At 66.6% G+C, this 18,673-nt stretch carries 21 protein-coding genes; 3 read left to right on the top strand and 18 right to left on the bottom strand.

Going from position 1 to position 18,673, the window contains the following annotated elements; translation table 11 throughout:
• Positions 1–16: 16 nt before the first annotated feature.
• The 18 genes from BCEP18194_RS03290 to BCEP18194_RS42230 form a co-directional block, all read right to left on the bottom strand.
• Positions 17–505, bottom strand: a complete 489-nt coding sequence (locus BCEP18194_RS03290) for a hypothetical protein (protein ID WP_167316004.1) — start codon at positions 503–505, stop codon at positions 17–19.
• A gap of 395 nt (positions 506–900) precedes the next feature.
• Positions 901–1,875 (bottom strand): type II secretion system F family protein, encoded by a 975-nt coding sequence (locus BCEP18194_RS03295; RefSeq protein ID WP_011349880.1) that lies wholly within the window; start codon positions 1,873–1,875, stop codon positions 901–903.
• A 36-nt stretch (positions 1,876–1,911) separates the two neighbouring features.
• Entirely contained in the window at positions 1,912–2,889 is a 978-nt protein-coding gene (locus BCEP18194_RS03300; protein ID WP_011349881.1) for a type II secretion system F family protein, read from the bottom strand.
• Positions 2,890–2,922: 33 nt separating this feature from the next.
• Positions 2,923–4,290 carry a CpaF family protein gene (locus tag BCEP18194_RS03305; RefSeq protein ID WP_011349882.1) on the bottom strand — a complete coding sequence of 456 codons (1,368 nt, stop codon included), beginning with the start codon at positions 4,288–4,290 and terminating at the stop codon, positions 2,923–2,925.
• Positions 4,291–4,308: 18 nt separating this feature from the next.
• Positions 4,309–5,517, bottom strand: coding sequence for an AAA family ATPase (locus BCEP18194_RS03310; protein ID WP_011349883.1), 1,209 nt, complete (start codon positions 5,515–5,517; stop codon positions 4,309–4,311).
• A 22-nt stretch (positions 5,518–5,539) separates the two neighbouring features.
• Positions 5,540–5,983, bottom strand: a complete 444-nt coding sequence (locus BCEP18194_RS03315) for a TadE/TadG family type IV pilus assembly protein (RefSeq protein WP_011349884.1) — start codon at positions 5,981–5,983, stop codon at positions 5,540–5,542.
• Entirely contained in the window at positions 5,980–6,513 is a 534-nt protein-coding gene (locus tag BCEP18194_RS03320) for a TadE/TadG family type IV pilus assembly protein (protein WP_011349885.1), read from the bottom strand. The genes BCEP18194_RS03315 and BCEP18194_RS03320 overlap by 4 nt, the downstream gene beginning before the upstream one ends.
• Positions 6,514–6,525: 12 nt before the next feature.
• A complete protein-coding gene (locus BCEP18194_RS03325; protein WP_011349886.1) occupies positions 6,526–7,797 on the bottom strand; it encodes a TadE/TadG family type IV pilus assembly protein in 1,272 nt (423 codons plus the stop codon).
• A 25-nt stretch (positions 7,798–7,822) separates the two neighbouring features.
• Positions 7,823–8,125, bottom strand: a complete 303-nt coding sequence (locus BCEP18194_RS03330; RefSeq protein ID WP_041492472.1) for a hypothetical protein — start codon at positions 8,123–8,125, stop codon at positions 7,823–7,825.
• A gap of 20 nt (positions 8,126–8,145) precedes the next feature.
• Positions 8,146–10,104: a type II and III secretion system protein family protein gene (locus BCEP18194_RS03335; RefSeq protein ID WP_011349888.1), complete on the bottom strand. Its 1,959-nt coding sequence runs from the start codon at positions 10,102–10,104 to the stop codon at positions 8,146–8,148.
• A 99-nt stretch (positions 10,105–10,203) separates the two neighbouring features.
• Positions 10,204–11,043 carry a Flp pilus assembly protein CpaB gene (cpaB, locus tag BCEP18194_RS03340; RefSeq protein WP_011349889.1) on the bottom strand — a complete coding sequence of 280 codons (840 nt, stop codon included), beginning with the start codon at positions 11,041–11,043 and terminating at the stop codon, positions 10,204–10,206.
• Positions 11,044–11,078: 35 nt separating this feature from the next.
• Positions 11,079–12,479 (bottom strand): ATP-binding protein, encoded by a 1,401-nt coding sequence (locus tag BCEP18194_RS03345; RefSeq protein ID WP_011349890.1) that lies wholly within the window; start codon positions 12,477–12,479, stop codon positions 11,079–11,081.
• Positions 12,480–12,511: 32 nt separating this feature from the next.
• Positions 12,512–13,054 carry an A24 family peptidase gene (locus BCEP18194_RS03350; protein WP_011349891.1) on the bottom strand — a complete coding sequence of 181 codons (543 nt, stop codon included), beginning with the start codon at positions 13,052–13,054 and terminating at the stop codon, positions 12,512–12,514.
• 45 nt (positions 13,055–13,099) lie between these two features.
• Positions 13,100–13,306 carry a Flp family type IVb pilin gene (locus BCEP18194_RS03355; protein WP_011349892.1) on the bottom strand — a complete coding sequence of 69 codons (207 nt, stop codon included), beginning with the start codon at positions 13,304–13,306 and terminating at the stop codon, positions 13,100–13,102.
• Positions 13,307–13,388: 82 nt separating this feature from the next.
• On the bottom strand, positions 13,389–13,580 hold the full coding sequence (locus BCEP18194_RS03360) for a Flp family type IVb pilin (protein WP_011349893.1): 192 nt from the start codon (positions 13,578–13,580) through the stop codon (positions 13,389–13,391).
• A 140-nt stretch (positions 13,581–13,720) separates the two neighbouring features.
• The gene (locus tag BCEP18194_RS03365) at positions 13,721–13,912 is read right to left on the bottom strand and encodes a Flp family type IVb pilin (RefSeq protein ID WP_011349894.1); all 192 of its coding nucleotides are present in this window, start codon (positions 13,910–13,912) and stop codon (positions 13,721–13,723) included.
• Positions 13,913–14,010: 98 nt separating this feature from the next.
• A complete protein-coding gene (locus BCEP18194_RS41030) occupies positions 14,011–14,313 on the bottom strand; it encodes a hypothetical protein (protein ID WP_157687109.1) in 303 nt (100 codons plus the stop codon).
• 487 nt (positions 14,314–14,800) lie between these two features.
• The gene (locus BCEP18194_RS42230; protein ID WP_279626879.1) at positions 14,801–14,926 is read right to left on the bottom strand and encodes a hypothetical protein; all 126 of its coding nucleotides are present in this window, start codon (positions 14,924–14,926) and stop codon (positions 14,801–14,803) included.
• 48 nt (positions 14,927–14,974) lie between these two features.
• Here BCEP18194_RS42230 and BCEP18194_RS03370 point away from each other — a divergent pair, with 48 nt between their 5' ends.
• Genes BCEP18194_RS03370 through BCEP18194_RS03380 form a run of 3 tightly spaced genes read left to right on the top strand, consistent with a single transcriptional unit; the run spans position 14,975 to position 18,660 of the window.
• Positions 14,975–16,213, top strand: coding sequence for a glycosyltransferase family 87 protein (locus BCEP18194_RS03370; protein WP_011349895.1), 1,239 nt, complete (start codon positions 14,975–14,977; stop codon positions 16,211–16,213).
• Positions 16,210–17,589 (top strand): glycosyltransferase family 87 protein, encoded by a 1,380-nt coding sequence (locus BCEP18194_RS03375; RefSeq protein WP_011349896.1) that lies wholly within the window; start codon positions 16,210–16,212, stop codon positions 17,587–17,589. Before BCEP18194_RS03370 ends, BCEP18194_RS03375 begins: the two co-directional genes overlap by 4 nt.
• A 24-nt stretch (positions 17,590–17,613) precedes the next feature.
• Positions 17,614–18,660 (top strand): glycosyltransferase family 2 protein, encoded by a 1,047-nt coding sequence (locus tag BCEP18194_RS03380; protein WP_011349897.1) that lies wholly within the window; start codon positions 17,614–17,616, stop codon positions 18,658–18,660.
• Positions 18,661–18,673 lie beyond the last annotated feature (13 nt).

The following is an 18,673-nucleotide window of genomic DNA, read 5'->3' on the forward strand; positions in this document are numbered from 1 at the left end:
GCGCATGATCCCGGATTCACATCAGGTGCCGGTACGTAGCCGACGCGATCTCCAGCACGCGGCCGGAATTCGGCACGAACGCGATACGGACACGCTCACCTTCGCGCAAGTTGTCAAAAGCGTCCTTGTCTACGTCGAAGCGTCGACGCGGTATTTCGCGATCGTGGTCGGCAATGAGCAGGTAATAGCTCTGCACGCCGCCAACGGTCTGCACGTCGAGCCTGGCAACCGTGGTGTCGAGTACGAACTTCCGGTTGGCTTTCAGGTCGAGCGCGACCTTGTGCTCGTACCACTTGCCGATCAGATACACGCCCAGGGTGGTCGTCACGATGATCCCCGCAACCCACAGGGACGTCAGCAGCGGGAATTTCATCCGCTCGGTGAGGAAGACGAGGCCGACGGGCACCGCGGCAAACACGAGCGCCACCACGACGATCAGCCGGCCGCCGCCTTTCATCCCGCGCAAGCGGGCGCGCTCGTCGGGCTCCAGCGGTTCGGTCGTCAAGGTCGGCATGGTGCTCCTGTCGGGTCTCGACCGGGAATGGCGCGTGCCGCGCCGCGAATGCCGACCATGCTATAGCGCGGCGACGCGCCTGTCATCGCTGCGATTGCGTTCGGGATGACGCCGGAACGCCGCGTCGTCGCGCACAACGCGATGCCGGCAAACTTCGCCGGCATTCAGGTTAGCAGTAGGGGGCAGCCGCTAAGGCGGTGGACTACGGCTAGTTCCATGGCCGACCATGGGTCCAGGATGCATTGACACCGCTATGGTCAACCTGTCTCGCGGCGCCGCCTGGGGAGGGAGCCTCCATGAAGCCTGTTACCGTGCCGGCCGGCGGGGGTGGCCGGCCGGCACGCAAAGCCTTTATCGACGAAACCGGCGCAACGCCGGTCCGTTGCTCACGGTGCGATGCCCACGAACGTCGGCAGCAGCACGCGATAGACGTGGATCATGGCCGGCCCGAGCAGCACCAGCATCAGCGCGGGGAAGATGCAGAAGATCAGCGGGAACAGCAGCTTCAGCGCAATCTTCGCGGCCCGCTCCTCCGCACGCATGCGCCGCCGCGTGCGCAGCATGTCGGACAACACGCGCAGCGATTCGCTGATGCTCGTGCCGAACCGGTCGGCCTGGATCAGCATCGCGCAGAACGACTCGATGTCCTCCACGCCGGTACGCAGGGCGAGATTGCGCAGCGCCGTCTCCTTCGTAAAGCCGGAGCGCATCTCGAGCAGCAGCAGGTCGAGTTCGCTTGCGACCACCTCGCTGCTGAACCGCAGCTCCTCGCTCACCTTCATCAGCGCCGCATCGAGCCCGAGACCCGCCTCGACGCACACCGTCAGCAGGTCGAGTGCATCCGGGAAATCCTCGAAGATCTTCTGCTGGCGCACCTTGACCCGCTGCGACAGCACGATGTTCGGGATGTAGTAGCCGATCCCGGCGAACGCGACGAGGATCGCCGACAGGATCGCGCGCTCGTCGCCGAGCGACGTCGTGATCAGCACCAGCAGCGCCGCGCACGGCAGCCCGAGCGCGAGCGCCGTCTTCGCGGTGAAGTACAGCGCGGCCGCGCTCTGGTTACGCCAGCCGGCATTCATGAGCCGGATGCGCAGCGGCGAATTCTCCCAGCCCTCCTTCGGCACCGACAGCTTCGAGATCGGGGTGGACAGCTCGACCAGCTTCGCGACCCAGCGCGACGCCATGTCGTCGCCGTCGCCGGTGCCCGCCGCGCCGGTCGCCCCGGCCCCGCCGGCCTGCTGGAGCCGGCGCTGGATGCTGCGCGGCGCGAACAGCAGCATCGCGATGAGCACGCCGCCGGCCACGAAGATGAACAAGCCGCCCAGCATCACGGCCTGGACCACGCTCAGATTTTGCATGACAGCCTCGCAATGGTTGGTTATATGACTTGCGCGTCAGACACGAATGCGGACGATGCGGCGGATCCAGAACAGGCCGAACAGCATCGACACCAGCATCCCGCCGACCATCCTGATCCCCGCCGGATCCTCCCAGAGCACGGACAGGAATTCGCGGTTCAGCAGCGCCATCACCGCGGCGGTGCCGAACGGCAGCAGCCCGAGAATCCATGCCGACAGCCGCCCTTCCGCCGACAGCACGCGCACCTTGTCGAACAGCTTGAAGCGCTCACGGATCAGCGCGGAAATGCAGTCGAGCAGCTCGGCCAGGTTGCCGCCCGTCTCGCGCTGGATCAGCACCGCGATCACGAAGTACCGCAGGTCCTGCACCGGCACGCGCGTCGCGAGGTTCATCAGCGCGTCGTGCAGCGACACGCCGTAGTTCACCTCGTCGAACGTGACGCGGAACTCGCCGCCCATCGGATCGGGAAACTCGTCGCCGACCATCCCGAGCGTGCTGGTGAACGAATGACCGGAACGCAGCGCGCGCGAGATCATGTCGCAGATGTCCGGCAACTGCCGTTCGAGCTTGCGCATCCGCTTGCCGCGGCAGCGCATCACGTACATCATCGGCACGCATCCGGCGAACAGCGCGACCGGCAGCGCAGCGAGCTGCGGCAACGTCGCGAAGCTCAGCGCGACCCAGGCGAACGCCGCGAACACCACGCTGAGCATGATCAGCTTCGGCAGCGTCCAGTCGAGGCCCGACTGCTGGATCACGAGATCGAGCCGATGCACGCGCGGCAAGCGCAGCAGCAACCGGTCGAACGGCTTCGATTCGTCGAGCATCCGCTTCTTCAGGATCGACAGCCGTTCCTGCTGGACGTTGCCGCCGGCCGACATCGAGCGGATGCGCGATTCGATCCGGCGCGCGGCAGAGCCGTGCCGCGCGTTCCACCACTGATAGCCCCCTTCGATCGCGAGTACCACCGCGACGAAGGTGAGAATCACAAAACCGTAAAAGATCGTGTTCATGAAGCCTCCCCGGCAGCGAACGGCGCCCTGTCGTCAGTTCGTCTCGTACCGCTGAGACGGGTCGTACAGCGAATCCGGCAGGTTGATGCCGAACGCCTGCAGCCGCTCGACGAACTTCGGCCGCACGCCGGTCGCGCAGAAGTGGCCGCGTACCGTCCCGTCGCGGTCCACGCCCATGCGCTTGAACGTGAAGATCTCCTGCATGTTGATGATGTCGCCTTCCATCCCGGTCAGCTCCTGGATGCTGACGATCTTGCGCCTGCCGTCGGTCAGCCGTGCCGCCTGCACGACCACCGAGATCGCGGACGCGATCTGCTGGCGCATCGTCTTCGGCGGCAGCGTCAGGCCGGAGACGCTGATCATGTTCTCGAGCCGCGTCAGCGCGTCGCGCGGCGTGTTCGCGTGAATCGTCGCGAGCGAGCCTTCGTGGCCGGTATTCATCGCGTTGAGCATGTCGAGCGCTTCCGCGCCGCGCACTTCGCCGAGGATGATCCGGTCGGGGCGCATCCGCAGCGCGTTGCGCACCAGCGTGCGCTGCGTGATCTCGCCCTTGCCCTCGATGTTCGGCGGGCGCGTTTCGAGGCGCAGCACGTGCGGCTGCTGTAGTTGCAGTTCGGCCGCGTCCTCGATCGTCACGATCCGCTCGTTGCGCGGAATGTAGCCGGACAGGATGTTGAGCAGCGTCGTCTTGCCGCTGCCGGTGCCGCCCGACACCAGCACGTTGATCTTCGCGCGCGACAGCGCGTCGAGCAGCTCGGCCATCGGCGGCGTCAGGCTGTGGTAGCGCACGAGGTCGTCCATCTTCAGCGGATTGACCGCGAAACGCCGGATCGACATCAGCGGCCCGTCGATCGCGGACGGCGGGATGATCGCGTTCACGCGCGAGCCGTCCGGCAGCCGCGCATCGACCATCGGGCTCGATTCGTCGATGCGGCGCCCGACGCGCGACACGATCTTCTCGATCACCTTCATCAGGTGCGCGTCGTCGTAGAACGTCACGTCGGTCAGTTCGAGCTGGCCGAAGCGCTCGACATAGACCTGCCGGTACGTGTTCACGAGGATGTCGGAAATGCTCGGGTCGCGCAGCAGCGCTTCGAGCGGACCGAAACCGAACATCTCGTCGTACACGTCGATCGCGAGCTGCCGCCGCTCGATGTCGTTCGCCGGCAGCCGCTCCTCGTCGAGGATGCGCGTGATCAGCAGGCCGATCTCCATGCGGACCGATTCCTGCGGCATCCGCGACAGGCGCTCGAGCTCGACGCGTTCGAGCACGGCCAGGTGGATTTCGCGGCGCAGCTTCTGGTATGCGTCGCGCACCGACGAATGCGCCGGGCTGGCCGGTTCGCTGCCCGCCGCCAGCGGCTGGGCCCGGTGCAAGGACATCTGTTCGCGCAATGACATGATGGTTCCCCGAGAGAGTTACATGGACTTGAGCTTCGGCGTGGCCTTGCGGCCGAAAAGCCTGGACATCAGCGGTTCGCTGCTCGCCGCGCTGTGCCCCGCACGCACTTCGCCGTCGACGAGTTGTTTCGCACACCCCTGCAACGCACGCACGACCGCGGTACCGCGTGCGAGCCGCGACACCGGATGGCCCTGGTTGATCGCTTCGAGCACGGTGTCGGCATCCTCGGGAATCGTGCAGGCCGCCTGCAGGCCGAGCACTTCCTCGAGCGCGGTGCGGGTGCGGTCGCTCGCACGCGTCGCACGGTTCACGATCAGCCGCATCTGGTCGGTCGAGTAGCCGAGCGACACGAGTATCTCCAGCAGCCGGCGGCCGGCGCGCACGTGCGGCATCGCGGGCTGCAGCACGAGCTGGATCTGGTCGCTGCGATCCAGCGCGACCATCGACAGCGGATTGATGCAGACGCCGACGTCGAAGATCACGAAGTCGTAGCGCGGCGCGGCGACGCCCAGGATCCACTCGAGCGCGTCCTCGCGCATCTCGGCGGCCTTGACCGGGTCGCCTGCGCCCGCGAGCACGTGGAAGTTCTCCGTCACGTGCGCGACGCTCGCGTCGAGGAACGCGCTGTCGAGCCGCTCGATCTGCGCGCACAGCTGCGGCAGCGTCGACGGCGGGGTTTCGTCACTGACGAGAAAGGCCGCGTCGGCGAACTGCTGGTTCAGGTCGATCAGCAGCACGCGGCGCTTGAAACCTTCCGCGATCTCGAATGCGATGTTGCTGGCCGCGAAGCTCGTGCCGGCCCCGCCCTTGCACGACATGAACGACACGATCCGCGTGTCGTCGGTGTCGCGCCGCGTGCTTTGCGCGGCCGCCCGTTCGAGCGCGTTGCCGAGCGCCTGCGTGTCGAGCGGCCACTGCAGCACGTCGCGTGCGCCTGCCCGCATTGCGTCGAGCAGTACGTGCGGCGACGGGTCCGCCGTCACGAGGATGCAGGTCAGCCCGGCGTGCGCACGGCAGATCCGCTCGATCGCCGCCAGCTCGGACGGGTCGAGCGACGTGCCATCGACCAGCAGGATGTCGAACGCGTCGAGCCCGTCGGTGCGATGTTCGATCTGCGACGGGCGGCCGGTCGCGCGTGTCGCGCGATAGCGTCCGCAGTCGGCCACGAGGCGCGCGATCTGCGTGAGTCGCGCGGTGTCGTCGGAAGCTACGAGGATGTTGATCATGTCGTGTGCCTCGCCTGTTCGATCAATTGCAGTTGGCGCCGCCGGTCGCGGAAGTCAGGCTTTCGCGCGGCAGTGTCGTCGTGAACGGCGGCATCGTCACCGTGACGTTCACGAACGGGATCATCGTCTTGACGGTGACGTTCGTGACGCTGACGGTCACGAACGCGCACGAATTCACGTCACAGCTTGCGGGTGAGTAGTTCACCGACACGTTCGCGTTCGACAGCAGCGGCAGCAGCGATCTCACCCGCTTCACGACGCCGGCCGCATTCACGTCGCACACCACCGCCGTGCGTGCGCCGAGCCGCACGGCTTCGCTGGCCGTGCTCCAGTAGAACAGCACGCGGCCGAATTCGAAGATGCCGATCAGCAGCATGATCAGCACCGACGCGATCAGCGCGAACTCGACGATCGCTGCGCCGCGCTGGGTGCGCCGGCGCGACAGGGGGACGTGGCGCGCGCTCATGACACTTGCCTCATCACGGTGACGATGTTGTTGAAGGTGATCGACGGCAGCCCCGGGAACGCGGGGATCGGCTGGTACTTGTAGCCCTTGATCTTCACTTCGACGACGTTGATCGCGCCCGTCGCCGTGCCGCTCGCCGCGTTGTTGTTCGCGTCGTAGGTCGGCAGGTTCGCGAACTGCGACGGATCGGACCCGTCGCTGCAGCCGGTCGTGCGCTGCGCGTCGCAGATCGTCACCATCGACGTCGTGAGCCCCGGCACCAGCTCGGTGCCGGAAGCGCCGCACGTCGTGCTGCCGTAGACGACGAGACACTGCGCCTGCGACACCGGGTACGCGCTGTCGGTCGGCAACCACACCGACAGGTAGCGTGCCGCATCGCGCGTCGCCTTGGTCAGCGTCTCGAACTGGTAGATCGCGCGGCCGAACTCGGCCACGCCGGTCGCGAGCATGATCATCGGCATCAGCACGAGCGCGAACTCGACGGCAACGGCACCACGGGCGCGCGAACGGCGAATCGGAGGCTTTTTCATGATCGTCTCCCGCTATTGAACGAGCATCGGAACCTGGGTCCCCGACGCGCTGCCGCTGCCGGGCAAGCCGTGCGTCGCGCACGGATTGTTGCCGGAGACCGACGAACCGAGGTATTCGAGGTGCGCGACGATTCCGCCTTTTCCGGGACTGAACGGCACGGGGTCGAGCATCAGCACGCAATCCCACTGCGTGACGTGCACCTTGCCGCTGGCCCCGTTCAGCGTCGAGCAGTCACCTTCCGGCGCGAGCGCGACGCGGCGATCTCCGCCGGTGGTCTGGTAGGTGCTCGCCGTCACGGTGCCGTTGGTGGCGATCCCGCTGCCCGACGGCGGCGCGCCGTCGCCCTGGTAAGGCTTGAAGGTCGTACGGTCGGTGACGAACTGCGTGTACGCATCGCCCTTGATGCCGGCCGTTCCGGGCGGCCCGTAGTTCGGGCCGACATACGCGTAGCCGGTGAAGTCGGGCTGGCCGCTCGAACCGTTCGCGCCATTCGTATAGATGCCAAAGCGCGTATTCCAGGCTCGCAGCGATGCCGACTTCAGGCCCGTCGACCCGAGGTCCGGCGGACTCGTGATGTTGCAGGTGTTGCCCGACAGCTCGCTCGCAATGGTCGGTTCGTTCGTCGACCCGTCGAGCGCCGCCCAGCCGAAGTTGCCCGGCCCGTAGGTCGTCGACGAACCGGAGAGCGACGTGATCCAGTCGCCGACGTTGTACGACGGCGAGCCCGTCGCGCGACACACGAACACCGGAATCGCGCAGGTCGTCTGCCCGCCGCCGACGGTTGCGATCGCGCTGGCCGACACCTCCGCCGCGTTCGCGAGCTTCGTGCCCGGCAGCACGTTCAGCACCTCGATGAACCAGTGCGCGATGTTGCTCAGCGTCGCGGTGCACTGCACGTACTTGATGCTCGACGGCGTCGTGACCGCGCTCCTCGTCAGGAACGGATCGGTCAGCGAGTCGCTGAACGTGACGTTCGCGTTCGTCGACATCTGCACCGACTTGTTCTGGAAAAACACGAAGTTCAGGTGGCCGGCGGCGATACCGTCCGCCTCGGCCACCGACAGGCTGATTGCCGAAGTCAGGTCACGCGCAGCCGACAGCGCGCAGGCATCGGCGCTGTTCTGCAGTTCGCTGCGCGTGACGTACAGCTTGCCGAGATCCAGCGCGAGTCCGACGAACCCGATCATCACCGCCAGTGAGAGACCGACGATGATCGCGACGGCACCGCGCTGGCGATGCAGGCTGCGACGCATGACTTTCGGATGGCGAGCTGCGCTGTTCATGGCGTTCTCCCTGAGCGTGCCGTCGTTACTGGGTGGCCTTGCCGATGCCGATCACGAACGCATTGGCAGGCGGCACGGTTTGCTTGAACGACTTGTCGTAGTTGTCGAGCGCGGCCGTGGCGGCGCCGCCGTCGACGCCCGGCGCCGACACCGAGGCCGCGTGTTCGGCGGCATGCGGGTCGATGATCTGGGCCTGGGTCACGGCGCGGACCGAATCGCCGAAGCGGGTGTCCCACACCGGGGTGGATGACATGCAGCCGGCAAGCGCGAACGCGAGCGGTGCGGCGAGCGCCATGCGGCGCGCGATGACGAGGTAGGCGGATTTCATGAGCGTCCCCTTGGATGGCTTCAACGATCGGTGGATTCGGGTGCCGCGCTCACGCGCGCGACCTGCTGCGCATGGGGCTCCGCCGGTGTCCGGCGCTTCGGCTGCCCCGCTGGCTGGGCCGGCGTGTCGGGGCCGGTCGCCGCGAGGCGCGCGGCGGCGGCTTCGATACGCGCGATGCGGGCCGCGTTTGCTGCGCCTGCCGCGTCGTGCTGCGGCGCGGCGGCCGCCACCGGCGCGGGCGTCTTCTGCGGTTCGGCCGGTACCGGCGGCTGTGCGTCCGCGCCCTGCGGTGCGCGCGGTGCGGGCAGCGCGGCGGCCGGACCGGCGGGCGCTTCCGATTGCGGAGCCGGAGCCGGAGCCGGAGCCGGGACCGGGGCCGGCGCCTGGGCCGGGTTCTGCGGTGCAGCTGCCGCGCCGTTCGCCGGTTGTGCGCCCGGCTTGCGGACACCACCGCGGCCTTCCATGTTGCCCGTCGCATACACGTCGACTTCGTTCGGCTTCGAGAAGCTGTCGGTCGGCAACGGCACGTCGGCGGTCTGCAGCGGCTTCACCAGGTGCGGCGTGATCACGAAGATCAGCTCGGTGCGGTCCTGCTGGAACGATGTACTGCGGAGCAGCGCGCCGAGCACGGGAATTTCGCCGACACCCGGGAGCGCCTTCAGTGCGCCGGTCCCGTTGTCCTTGATCAGCCCGCCGATCGCGAACGTTTCGCCATCGCCCATCTGGACCGTCGTCGATGCGCGCCGCGTCGTGATCAGCGGCAGGATCGACGTGCCGCCGATGTTGGTCGCGCTCAGCGTGACGCCCGTCTGCGACAGCTCCGACACTTCCGGCGCGACCTTCAGGCTGATCCGGCCGTTGCTCAGCACCGTCGGCGTGAACTTCAGCGCGACGCCGAACTCCTCTTCCTGCAGCGTGATCGACGACGTGCCGTTGCCGCTGCTTTGCGGGATCGGGATGAAGATCTTGCCGCCGGCGAGGAACGTCGCTTCCTGGCCGCTGATCGTCACGAGATTCGGCTCCGCGAGAATCTTGACCAGGTTGTCGGTGTTCTGCGCATCGGCCGCGAGGTTGAACGGCTTGTTGTTCGCCTTGCTGAAGGCGATCCCGGTTGCGACGCCCGCGAGCAGGTTGCTGACCAGCGCGCCGCTCCATGAACCGAACCCGCCCTGGATGTTGAGCGCGCTGCCCATCTGGTTGATCAGCGTCTTCGACACCTCGGCCACCTTCACCTCGAGCATCACCTGCTGCGGCGAAGTCACGTTCAGCATGTTGAGCACCCCGCCGCCGGCCTTGCCGCCGCCCGCCGGATCGCCCGCGCTGTCGCCGTACGCACGGGCGATCTGCATGGCCTGCTGCGCAGCCATTGAGCTCGAAACGGTACCGGCCAGCACGATCGTGCCGGCGGCGGTCGACACATGGATGTCGCGCTCGTTCGGCATCAGCTGCATCAGCGACGCCTGCAGGCCGCCGGCATCCGCGCCGACCGCGACGTCGATCACACGGCATGCACCGCTCCTGCCCTGCACGATCATGTTGGTCGTGCCGACCGAGAGCCCGAGGATGTACAGCGTCTGCGGCGACACCATCGTGGCCTGCGCGACGGCCGGATTGCCGATCGTCCGGTTACGGACCGGCTCCGGCATCGGCACCAGCAGCGACTTGCCGAGCGGCACGCTGACGCTGGTCGATTCGCGCACGGCGCCGACGCAGTTCGGTCCGCGCAGCGGCCCCGCCGATGCGGCGGGCGCGGCGGCCGCCACCGGCGCCATGCTGATCGTCATCTGCATCGGCCCCTTGCCGACCGCGGCCGGCGCGCTGGCGCCGCCCTTCGTCAGCACCGCCGACTCGATGCCTTCCTGCGCGAGTGCGCCATAAACGGTCAGCCATCCCGAACAGAGGATCGCGGCCATCATCGTGCCCCGTGCCACGCGCGTGCGCAGCGGGCCGGTACCTGTGCATTGCGGTTTGATCTTCATTTCGTCTGATCCCCCGAGAGACCGGCGCCGTGCCGGTTATCGACTTCCAGGGCCGCCGCGCGTTGCCGGCGGCCGTTTATGTGGCTGCAATGAATGGATTCAGAAACACTCGACGCTGCCCTTCACGCCCGTCAGCACGCCGACGCAGTCGCGCCGTACTTCCGGCGCCGCGTGCGAGGCGACGTGCACACGTACCGTCTTCACACGGACCGGTGCGGGCGGCGCTTCGGGTGCGGGCTCCTTGCCGAGCAGCGTCAGCTTGGTCGCGCCGTCGGTGTTCAGCGTCTTCTGGTCGACCTGGTTGCGCAGCACGAGCGACAGCGTGCCGACGCTGCGTGCGAGGTCGAGCCGTTCGGCCTGGTCGGGCGTGACTTCCAGCGTGACCGCGTTGACGACCTTCGGTGCCGTGTCGTCGCGGCTGACCTGCTGCGCGACGGCGAGCACGAGGATGTGCTCGAGCACGATCTTCGAGATGCTCTGCCCGTCGGTCTTGCCCTGTTGTTCCTGCGTGTTGACGATCACGTCGACGTAGTTGCCCGGCAGCGCGAAGCCCGCGACGCCGACCACGTCGTTCACGCGCACCGTGATCGCGCGGCTGCCGTCGGCGATGACCGCGGACAGCCCGCCCTTCGTGCCGACCGGCGCGAGCTTCGACTCGATCACCGGCTCGCCGCGTGACAGGCTGGTGCGCACGACGCGCCCTTCGAGCCCCTTCGTATCGGTGAACGCGCCGGTGGGCACGCTGCCCGACGGCCAGCTGACCATGTGGATCTGGTTCGGCCCGAGCGGTTCGCCCAGGTTGAGGTCGGTGGTGGCCACCGCGACGGGCGTGACCGAGCTCGTGGATGTCTGCACCAGCCAGTGGGACGCGAACACGACCGCGGCAAGACCCGCGACCATCGCGACGACCAGCATCATGACCGCTCGACTGTTTTTCATGGCAATGCTCCTCGACGAATCGTGAAAGAAACGGCTCAACCGGTAACGAACGTACGGCCACCGCGCTCGACGGGCGGCGGATGGCTGCCGTCACGTTCGGGTGCCGCGCCGAAATAACTCGCCCACGCGTCGTACAGTGCGTCGTGCGTCACCTCGGGCGGATCGCCGCGATAGCGCGCGCCGGCGGCCACGAGACGCAGCAGGTCCGCCGGGAAACAGGCGAGAAACGCCTTGCCGGTCGGCAGGTGCAGCCGATGCAGCAGGTAGTCGAATGCATCGCTCGCCGATACGAGTCCCAGCGATGCGCAGGCCGCGTTGTACACGGCGCGGTAGTCGTCGATCGACATCGCACCGACGTGAAGCTTCGAACCGAGGCGGCGCAGGAACGCGTCGTCGCCAAGCTGTTCAGGCGCAAAGTTGCTCGAGAACACCGGCCACACGTCGAACGGCATCACGAAGCGGTTGCCGGATTCGAGCGTCAGGAGATCGACGCCGCGATCGAGCGGGCGCAGCCAGCGATTGAGCAGGTCGCGGGGCTCGACACGCTGGCGGCCGAGATCGTCGACGACGTACATGCCCATGTTCGCCTTCATGTGCGGCGGCGCCTGGTAGAAGCCGGCGGCTTCGTCGCGGCGCAGGTCGAGCTCGTCGAGCGTCAGTTCGCCGCCGGACATCACGACCGGCCGTTTGCACAGACGCCAGCGGCGATCGACCGACTGGCCGCCGGACTGCACTTCCGCGTCGACATGGACGAGCGGGTCGTAGATCTGGATCACTTCGCCGGCCGCGCAGATCGCGTGCGGCACCGGCACGCGGCCGTGCATCAGCGAGCCCAGCCGCTCGGCGAGGAAGGTCTTGCCGCTGCCGGCCGGACCGTAGATCAGCAGCGGACGGCCCGCGTTCAGCGCGGCAGCCGCTGCATCGAGCACCGACGTGTCGATCACGATGCCTTCGAACGCCGCCCACACTTCGTCCTGGCCGATGTGCAGCTTGCGCACCGAATGCGCGTTCAGGCACGCGAGATAGGCGTCGAGTGTCACCGGCGCGGGCCCGCTGTAGCCGCTGCGTGACCGTTCCTCCTGCGCAAGCACGCGGCCCGCGTCGGTCAGGCGGAACGTCACGTCGAGATCGGTCGCGCCGCGATGGGTGAGCTCGACGAGATGCTCGCGCACCAGGAAGGCGAAGACGTCGTCGAGCACCGCGAGCGGCAGGCAGTGCCGTTCGACCAGGTCGCCGTACGACGGGCGCCCGAGCATCAGCGTCGACTTCAGCACGAGGCCGGCAACGAACGTCATGCTCAACCCGGTTTCCTCGAGCGTGCGCGGCGCCGCCGGCAACTGCGCGCCCAGCTTCGTATGCACTTCCCGCGACGGCAACGGATCGGGCAGCCGTGCCACCTGTGCGTCGCGTCTCGGTTCGGTGTGGTTCGTGTTCATGATCGTTCCGTCCTCGTTGCGGATGCGTCGCGCTATGCGCACGACACGAACAGCATGCCCAGCGTGCCGGCCGCGATCGCCACGCCGTACGGCAGCGTGCCGACCGATGCGATTTCGACGGGGCTGCCGGCGGCCTCGTCGCTCGCGCCTTGCGAGCGCCGCCGCGCGATCAATGCGCGCACGTTCGCCCACATCTGGCGCATCCGCCCGCGCAGCAGCGCGTAGGCGATGGCGCCGATCCCGCCGGCCAGGAAGGTGGCCAGCACGATGTAAAACGTCATTTCCGCGCCGACCCAGGCGCCGATCGCGAGCATCAGCTTCACGTCGCCGGCCGCCATGCCGCGCAACAGGTAGAACGGCAACAGCAGGGCGAAGCCGGTCGCGGCACCGGCAAGCCATCCGAGTACGCCGGCCAGGACGCCGTGCAACATGCACTGGGAAACCAGCGCGCCGGCCAGGCCGAGCAGCACGAGGCGGTTCGGAATGCGGCGGGTCGCGATGTCCGTGCTGGCCGCGGCGACCGCGAGCAGCGTCACGCACAACGGGACCGGATAAGGCGGCGCAACAGGTAGCATGGCGAACCTCGCAGTCGAATCGGTGGAGTCGGTGGAGTCGGTGGGTCAGGAAACCATTGCCAGCGCGGTGGCCACCGCGGCCGTCACGGCCGTTGCGATCACCTCGTACACATCGGCAAGCGAGCCTTTCAGCGTGACGACCGTGCCCAGCACCGCGACGGCGAACATCGCGCCGAGCAATGCATATTCGATCGACGTCACGCCCTGCTCGTCGCTGATCCAGCGACGTACGACACGCATCGTGGCTTGCATGATGGTCTCCGGTTCCCGGTTGATCAGATGGCCGGGGACGGCTCGAGCGCTGCACCGGCCGAGCCGTCCGCGGCACGATCCATCAGATGCCTGCTACCGCCGAATCCAGGTCGGCCGCGATCGTGCTGAACACGGTCTTGAGGTCCTTCCCGATGGTCGACAGCGCGAGGATGATGCCGACTGCGATCAGTGCGGCGATCAGGCCGTATTCGATGGCGGTGACACCATCTTCGTCACGAACGAAACGGCTGGCTTGTTGAATGAACTTGGACATGATGATCTCCTTGCGTGTTGAATTTCATGGTCCTCGCGTGCCGGCTGGTCGGATGACCGTGCATCGATACGTCGAGGAATGCTGTTAATGCCGTGTGGTGCCGACGAACGATTCGGTCGAGCCGCTCGTCGTACCGTCCATCAGATTCCTGCTACCGCCGAGTCCAGATCTGCGGCGATCGTGCTGAACACGGTCTTCAGATCCGTACCGATCGTCGTCAACGCGACGACGATGCCGATCGCGATCAGCGCAGCGATCAGGCCGTATTCAATGGCCGTCACGCCGTCCTGATCCTGGACGAACCATGCGATCCTTTCGATGATTCTTGACATGGACATTCTCCTTTCGGACTGCTACAAGATTCCCTTCGTCGGTCAGGACGTCGGGGGTGGGCACCACCGGCACTACTCGAAAAATCGGAACGCGACGCTCAGCTGCGGGAGCGGGGATACACACCCCTGTCCGCACGAACGGGTATCAGTGACGCAGAGAGCGAAAGAGGCGTGTACGGTGCGACCGGCCGGATGAACCGGACGATCCGATCGACCGGAACGGCACGACGGCCGTTCGACGCATGGAATCCTGTTGAACGGGAAATAAACTCCCGGCAAATCTGCAATGTGTCTTTAACGCGGTTTGCGAGCCGCAATGTGCTTTGGTCTTTCATTTTTATTCCCCAATGCTGCCATGCCGATTTCTTATTGCCCTGACGATACCGGGTCTCGTTGGTCATTCGACGAAGTCTTGCTCGGTTAATCGACCTGGAGCGGCGTGTTCCCCGACGCGCTCCGGCCTTCCTTTCCGCAGGTGATTCCGAAGCTGGTTCCGTCTGTCTTTTGCTGGAACCGCCCGGTCGTCACCTCGTCGACTGCCGTGCCAACGCTTACGCAAAGAGCAGGCCACCCCGGACGAAATCGAGGCGCATCAAGGGTTTCGGCGATGCATCCGGTTCCCGTTCGGCGGCACGGCACCGAAAATGTTTCAAAGTTGATATATGTTTTCGCGCAAGCGTTGTAAGCCGGAACGCCCGCAGCCGCGCTGCGACAAGGAGCAAAAATTTCTGCTCGGGATTTTCCCCAACGCGCGAAGCCGGTCGCGTTTTACCGGATCGGCGGGATGCCCAGCCGGTCGAAATGACGGAATGTTTCAATGCAGAAACATAAAATCCGTCCGCGTGGATTTCTCATACCAGAAAATCCCGTTTTCACGCCCCTCACCAGTCAAACTAAATCCCGGCTTTCAGCGGTTGATTTGCAACCCGCGATTTTTTCTTCAACAATGAACTCACCGGACAACGCCATTTCAGAGCGATTCGCTCCGCAGGCACGACGCACGACATACAACATGAAACGGCTGCGACTGACCCAAGCAGCCTCTACTACAGACGGGGAATCATGTACACAGCCAACCGTGAAATGCGCGGGCGTGCAATTCGCCGCGTTCAATGGCTGACAGCCGACCGGATCATTCCGTACAGCTGCATCATGCTGATGCTCTTCGTCGCGTTGCTGGTTACCTGGGGCATCGTGACGAACGGCTTCACGTCGAACGCCATCGCCCTCCCCGCCGTCGATTTCTCGGTCTTCTGGACCGCATCGCACCTGGTGTTGCAAGGCCATGCCGCATCGGTCTACGACTCCTCTTCATTCCTGCAGGCCGAGTTCGCGCACTTCGGTGCGTATCTGCAGCACCGGCCGCTTCCCTGGCTCTATCCGCCGACGATGTTGCTGTTCATCGCTCCGGTTGCCCTTGTGCCTTTCCTGCCCGCATATTTCCTCTTTTTCGCGGGCAGTCTTTTATGCTACGCGTTAGCAGTCTCTCGGTTGTCGGGATTGCGCGCGCATCTTCCCGTGCCGCGCGCCGCGGCGCTCGTCGTGGTCGCGTATTCCGCCGTCTGCATGGCCGCGCTGTTCGGCCAGAACAGCATCCTGACCGCCGGCGTCGCCGCGCTCGCGCTGCATCTGCTCGGCAAGCGCCCGGTCGTCGCCGGCGTGCTGATCGGGCTGCTCGCGATCAAGCCACAGCTGGCCGTGGTGTTCCCGGTCGTGCTGATCGCGGCACGTGCGTGGCGCACGTTCGCGGCGGCCGCGATCACCGCGGCGCTGTTCGCGGCCGCCGGCATCGCGCTGGCCGGCCCCGGTTCGCTGCACGGGTTGAGTCAGGCACTGTCGACGGTACGCAGCCAGCATTTCATGCTCCCGTCGTACTGGCTCGCGTCGCCGACGCCGTTCGCCGCCTTGCGGCTCGCGGGCATGCCGGTGGCCACCGCGCTGGCCGCGCAAGCGGCGATCGCGCTGCTCGCACTCGCGGCGGCCGTCGACGTGTGGCGCCGCACGCGCGACATGCGCCTGCGCGGCGCGGTGCTGGCCGTCGCCACGCTGCTGACGACACCGTACCTGTGGAACTACGAACTGACGTGGCTCGGCATCGCGATCTTCTGCCTGATCGCGCACGGCCTCGACGAAGGCTGGCTGCCTGGCGACCAGGGCATCATCGTGCTTGCGTGGCTGCTGCCGATCTTCGAGATGTTCAACCGGCTGATGAAGCTGCCGCAGATCGGGCCGCTCATTCTGCTCGCGGTGCTGTTCGTCGTCGTGCGCCGCGCGGCGCTCGAGCTCCGGAGCGCACGATGAGATCGTCACCTTTTGCGCGCCCCGCGCCCCCGGACGCCAACGTGCATCCGGAACTCCCGATCGCGGGCCCGCGCCGTTACCCGCACTGGCTCAATCGCGAACGCGTGCGCCTCTATGCGAGTGCCGCTCTGGCGACCGAGCTGCTGTTCATCTGCATCTACGTGATCCGTGTGTTCCTGTCGCACAACGGCGCGCTTGAACCGCTGTCGCAGGATTTCTCGCCGATCTGGAGCGCCGCGTGGCTCGCCGCGCACGGGCATGCGGCCGACGCATGGCATTTTCCCGCGCTGTTCGCAGTCCAGAAGCTCGCGATCCCGACGATGACGCTTGCGGACGGCACCCTGCCGTGGCTCTATCCGCCGTCCATGCTGCTGCTCGTGCTGCCGCTCGGCTGGCTGCAGTACACGCTGGCGCTCGTGCTGTGGCTCGGGCTCACGTATGTGCTGTTCGCGGCGACGATCCGCGCGATCGTGCAGCGCGATGCCGCGTGGCTGTGCGCGCTCGCGTTCCCCGGCGCGTTCGTCACGGTGATCGTCGGACAGACCAGCCTCTTCACCGCGTTGCTCGCCGGTGCCGGCCTGCTCGCACTGAACCGCCGCCCCGTGTACGCAGGAATCTGCTTCGGGTTGCTGACGATGAAGCCGCAGCTCGCGGTGCTGTTCCCACTCGCGCTGCTGTGCGCGGGCCAATGGCGCGCACTGGCCGCATGGGCCGCAACGATCGCGTGCAGCATCGCGCTCGCGACACTCGCGTTCGGGTTCGGCCCGTGGCTCACGTTCGTGCATGTGATCGACAACGTCTACGCAATCGTCGGTACCGGCCACGCCAAGCTCGCGCGCATGCCGTCCGTGTTCGCGCTCGCGATGATGGCCGGCTGGCCCGCGATCGTCGCCACCGGCCTGCAGCTGCTATCTGCCGCGGTCGCGGCGATCGCCGTCGTCTATGCATGGCGCGGCGCATGCTCGTACGCGCTGCGCGCCGCGACCCTCGCCTGCGCCTGCCTGCTCGTCAGCCCCTATCTGTACGACTACGACCTGACCTGGTACGGCATCGTGATCGCGTGGTACGCGCGCTATGCGTGGACGCACGGCTGGCGGCGCTTCGATCGCGAATGGCTGATGCTGCTGTGGCTGATGCCGCTCGCGGGCCTCGCGGTCGTGCCGCATCTGTCGTTCCAGTTCATGCCGCTCGTCACGCTGGCGTCGCTCGGGCTGCTCGTCGGCCGGATCGCACAGGAAAGACACGACGTGCCGTCGATGCCCGACGCACGCGACAACTCGACCGACACCGGCTTCGTGCATCCGGTCCGGTCGCACCACCGCCCGGCGCACGGATTGCGCCGCACCGGCCGACCGACCATCGGCGCGCATCGGTGAAACGACATCACAAGGGGAATCATCATGCGGGAACCACCCTACACACCGCTCATCTCGCTGGTCGTGCCGTTCTATAACGAAGGCGAGGCTGTCGAGCACTTCTTCGACGTCGTGATTCCGCTGATGACGTCCATCGACGCGATCCGATTCGAGATCGTCTGCGTGAACGACGGCAGCCGCGACGACACGCTCGAGCGGCTGATCCGGATCAGCACCGGCGAACGGCGCGTGCGCGTGATCGATCTCACCCGCAACTTCGGCAAGGAAGCCGCGCTCACGGCCGGCCTCGACGAAGCCCTCGGCGACGCGGTGATCCCGCTCGACGCCGACCTGCAGGATCCGCCGAGCCTGATTCCCGTGATGATCGAGCACTGGCGCGACGGCGCGGAAGTCGTCGCCGCGAAGCGCAGCAACCGTGCGTGCGATTCGTTCGCGAAGCGCACGGCGGCCGCGATCTACTATCGCGTGCACAACCTGCTGTCGGACGTGAAACTGCCGGAGAACGTCGGCGATTTCCGGCTGATGGACCGCAAGGTCGTGAACGCGCTGCGCAACCTGCCCGAACGGCATCGCTTCATGAAGGGGCTGTTCGCGTGGGTCGGCTACCGGACCGTGATCGTCGAATACCAGCGCGATGCGCGCAGTGCCGGGCACTCGAAGTTCTCCGGCTGGAAGCTGTGGAATTTCGCGCTGGAGGGCATCACCAGCTTCAGCACCGTGCCGCTGCGCAGCTGGACCTACATCGGCGTCGGCATCGCCGCGCTCGCGTTCCTGTACGGCGCGTTCATCATCTTCCGCACACTGCTGTTCGGCAATCCGGTGCTCGGCTACGCGTCGCTGATCTCGGTCACGCTGTTCATCGGCGGGATCGAGCTCATCGGGATCGGGGTCGTCGGCGAATACATCGGGCGGATCTACGACGAGTCGAAGCAACGGCCCGTCTACCTGATCCGCCGCCGCTACCAGGCGCACAGCAAGGTGATCGAACTGCCGGTCGCGCGCGATGCGCGCCGCCAGATCGCCCGCCGGCGCGTGCAGGCGACCCGTGCGCGGGTCGGCGGCGCCCGCTGACCCGCGACGATGG

Origin of the sequence: Burkholderia lata (genome assembly GCF_000012945.1) — a bacterium.
Classification (GTDB): domain Bacteria; phylum Pseudomonadota; class Gammaproteobacteria; order Burkholderiales; family Burkholderiaceae; genus Burkholderia; species Burkholderia lata.

What these genes read in the sequence shown, in the direction of transcription:
- BCEP18194_RS03335 (WP_011349888.1), bottom strand. Translation starts at nt 10,104, where the DNA reads ATGAAGATCAAACCGCAATGCACAGGTACCGGCCCGCTGCGCACGCGC.
- BCEP18194_RS03305 (WP_011349882.1), bottom strand. Translation starts at nt 4,290, where the DNA reads ATGTCATTGCGCGAACAGATGTCCTTGCACCGGGCCCAGCCGCTGGCG.
- BCEP18194_RS03315 (WP_011349884.1), bottom strand. Translation starts at nt 5,983, where the DNA reads ATGAGCGCGCGCCACGTCCCCCTGTCGCGCCGGCGCACCCAGCGCGGC.
- BCEP18194_RS03295 (WP_011349880.1), bottom strand. Translation starts at nt 1,875, where the DNA reads ATGCAAAATCTGAGCGTGGTCCAGGCCGTGATGCTGGGCGGCTTGTTC.
- BCEP18194_RS03330 (WP_041492472.1), bottom strand. Translation starts at nt 8,125, where the DNA reads ATGAAATCCGCCTACCTCGTCATCGCGCGCCGCATGGCGCTCGCCGCA.
- BCEP18194_RS03325 (WP_011349886.1), bottom strand. Translation starts at nt 7,797, where the DNA reads ATGAACAGCGCAGCTCGCCATCCGAAAGTCATGCGTCGCAGCCTGCAT.
- BCEP18194_RS03365 (WP_011349894.1), bottom strand. Translation starts at nt 13,912, where the DNA reads ATGTCAAGAATCATCGAAAGGATCGCATGGTTCGTCCAGGATCAGGAC.
- BCEP18194_RS03300 (WP_011349881.1), bottom strand. Translation starts at nt 2,889, where the DNA reads ATGAACACGATCTTTTACGGTTTTGTGATTCTCACCTTCGTCGCGGTG.
- BCEP18194_RS03380 (WP_011349897.1), top strand. Translation starts at nt 17,614, where the DNA reads ATGCGGGAACCACCCTACACACCGCTCATCTCGCTGGTCGTGCCGTTC.
- BCEP18194_RS03360 (WP_011349893.1), bottom strand. Translation starts at nt 13,580, where the DNA reads ATGTCCAAGTTCATTCAACAAGCCAGCCGTTTCGTTCGTGACGAAGAT.
- BCEP18194_RS42230 (WP_279626879.1), bottom strand. Translation starts at nt 14,926, where the DNA reads ATGTTGTATGTCGTGCGTCGTGCCTGCGGAGCGAATCGCTCTGAAATG.
- BCEP18194_RS03350 (WP_011349891.1), bottom strand. Translation starts at nt 13,054, where the DNA reads ATGCTACCTGTTGCGCCGCCTTATCCGGTCCCGTTGTGCGTGACGCTG.
- BCEP18194_RS03345 (WP_011349890.1), bottom strand. Translation starts at nt 12,479, where the DNA reads ATGAACACGAACCACACCGAACCGAGACGCGACGCACAGGTGGCACGG.
- BCEP18194_RS41030 (WP_157687109.1), bottom strand. Translation starts at nt 14,313, where the DNA reads ATGACCAACGAGACCCGGTATCGTCAGGGCAATAAGAAATCGGCATGG.
- BCEP18194_RS03375 (WP_011349896.1), top strand. Translation starts at nt 16,210, where the DNA reads ATGAGATCGTCACCTTTTGCGCGCCCCGCGCCCCCGGACGCCAACGTG.
- BCEP18194_RS03310 (WP_011349883.1), bottom strand. Translation starts at nt 5,517, where the DNA reads ATGATCAACATCCTCGTAGCTTCCGACGACACCGCGCGACTCACGCAG.
- BCEP18194_RS03370 (WP_011349895.1), top strand. Translation starts at nt 14,975, where the DNA reads ATGTACACAGCCAACCGTGAAATGCGCGGGCGTGCAATTCGCCGCGTT.
- cpaB (WP_011349889.1), bottom strand. Translation starts at nt 11,043, where the DNA reads ATGAAAAACAGTCGAGCGGTCATGATGCTGGTCGTCGCGATGGTCGCG.
- BCEP18194_RS03355 (WP_011349892.1), bottom strand. Translation starts at nt 13,306, where the DNA reads ATGCAAGCCACGATGCGTGTCGTACGTCGCTGGATCAGCGACGAGCAG.
- BCEP18194_RS03320 (WP_011349885.1), bottom strand. Translation starts at nt 6,513, where the DNA reads ATGAAAAAGCCTCCGATTCGCCGTTCGCGCGCCCGTGGTGCCGTTGCC.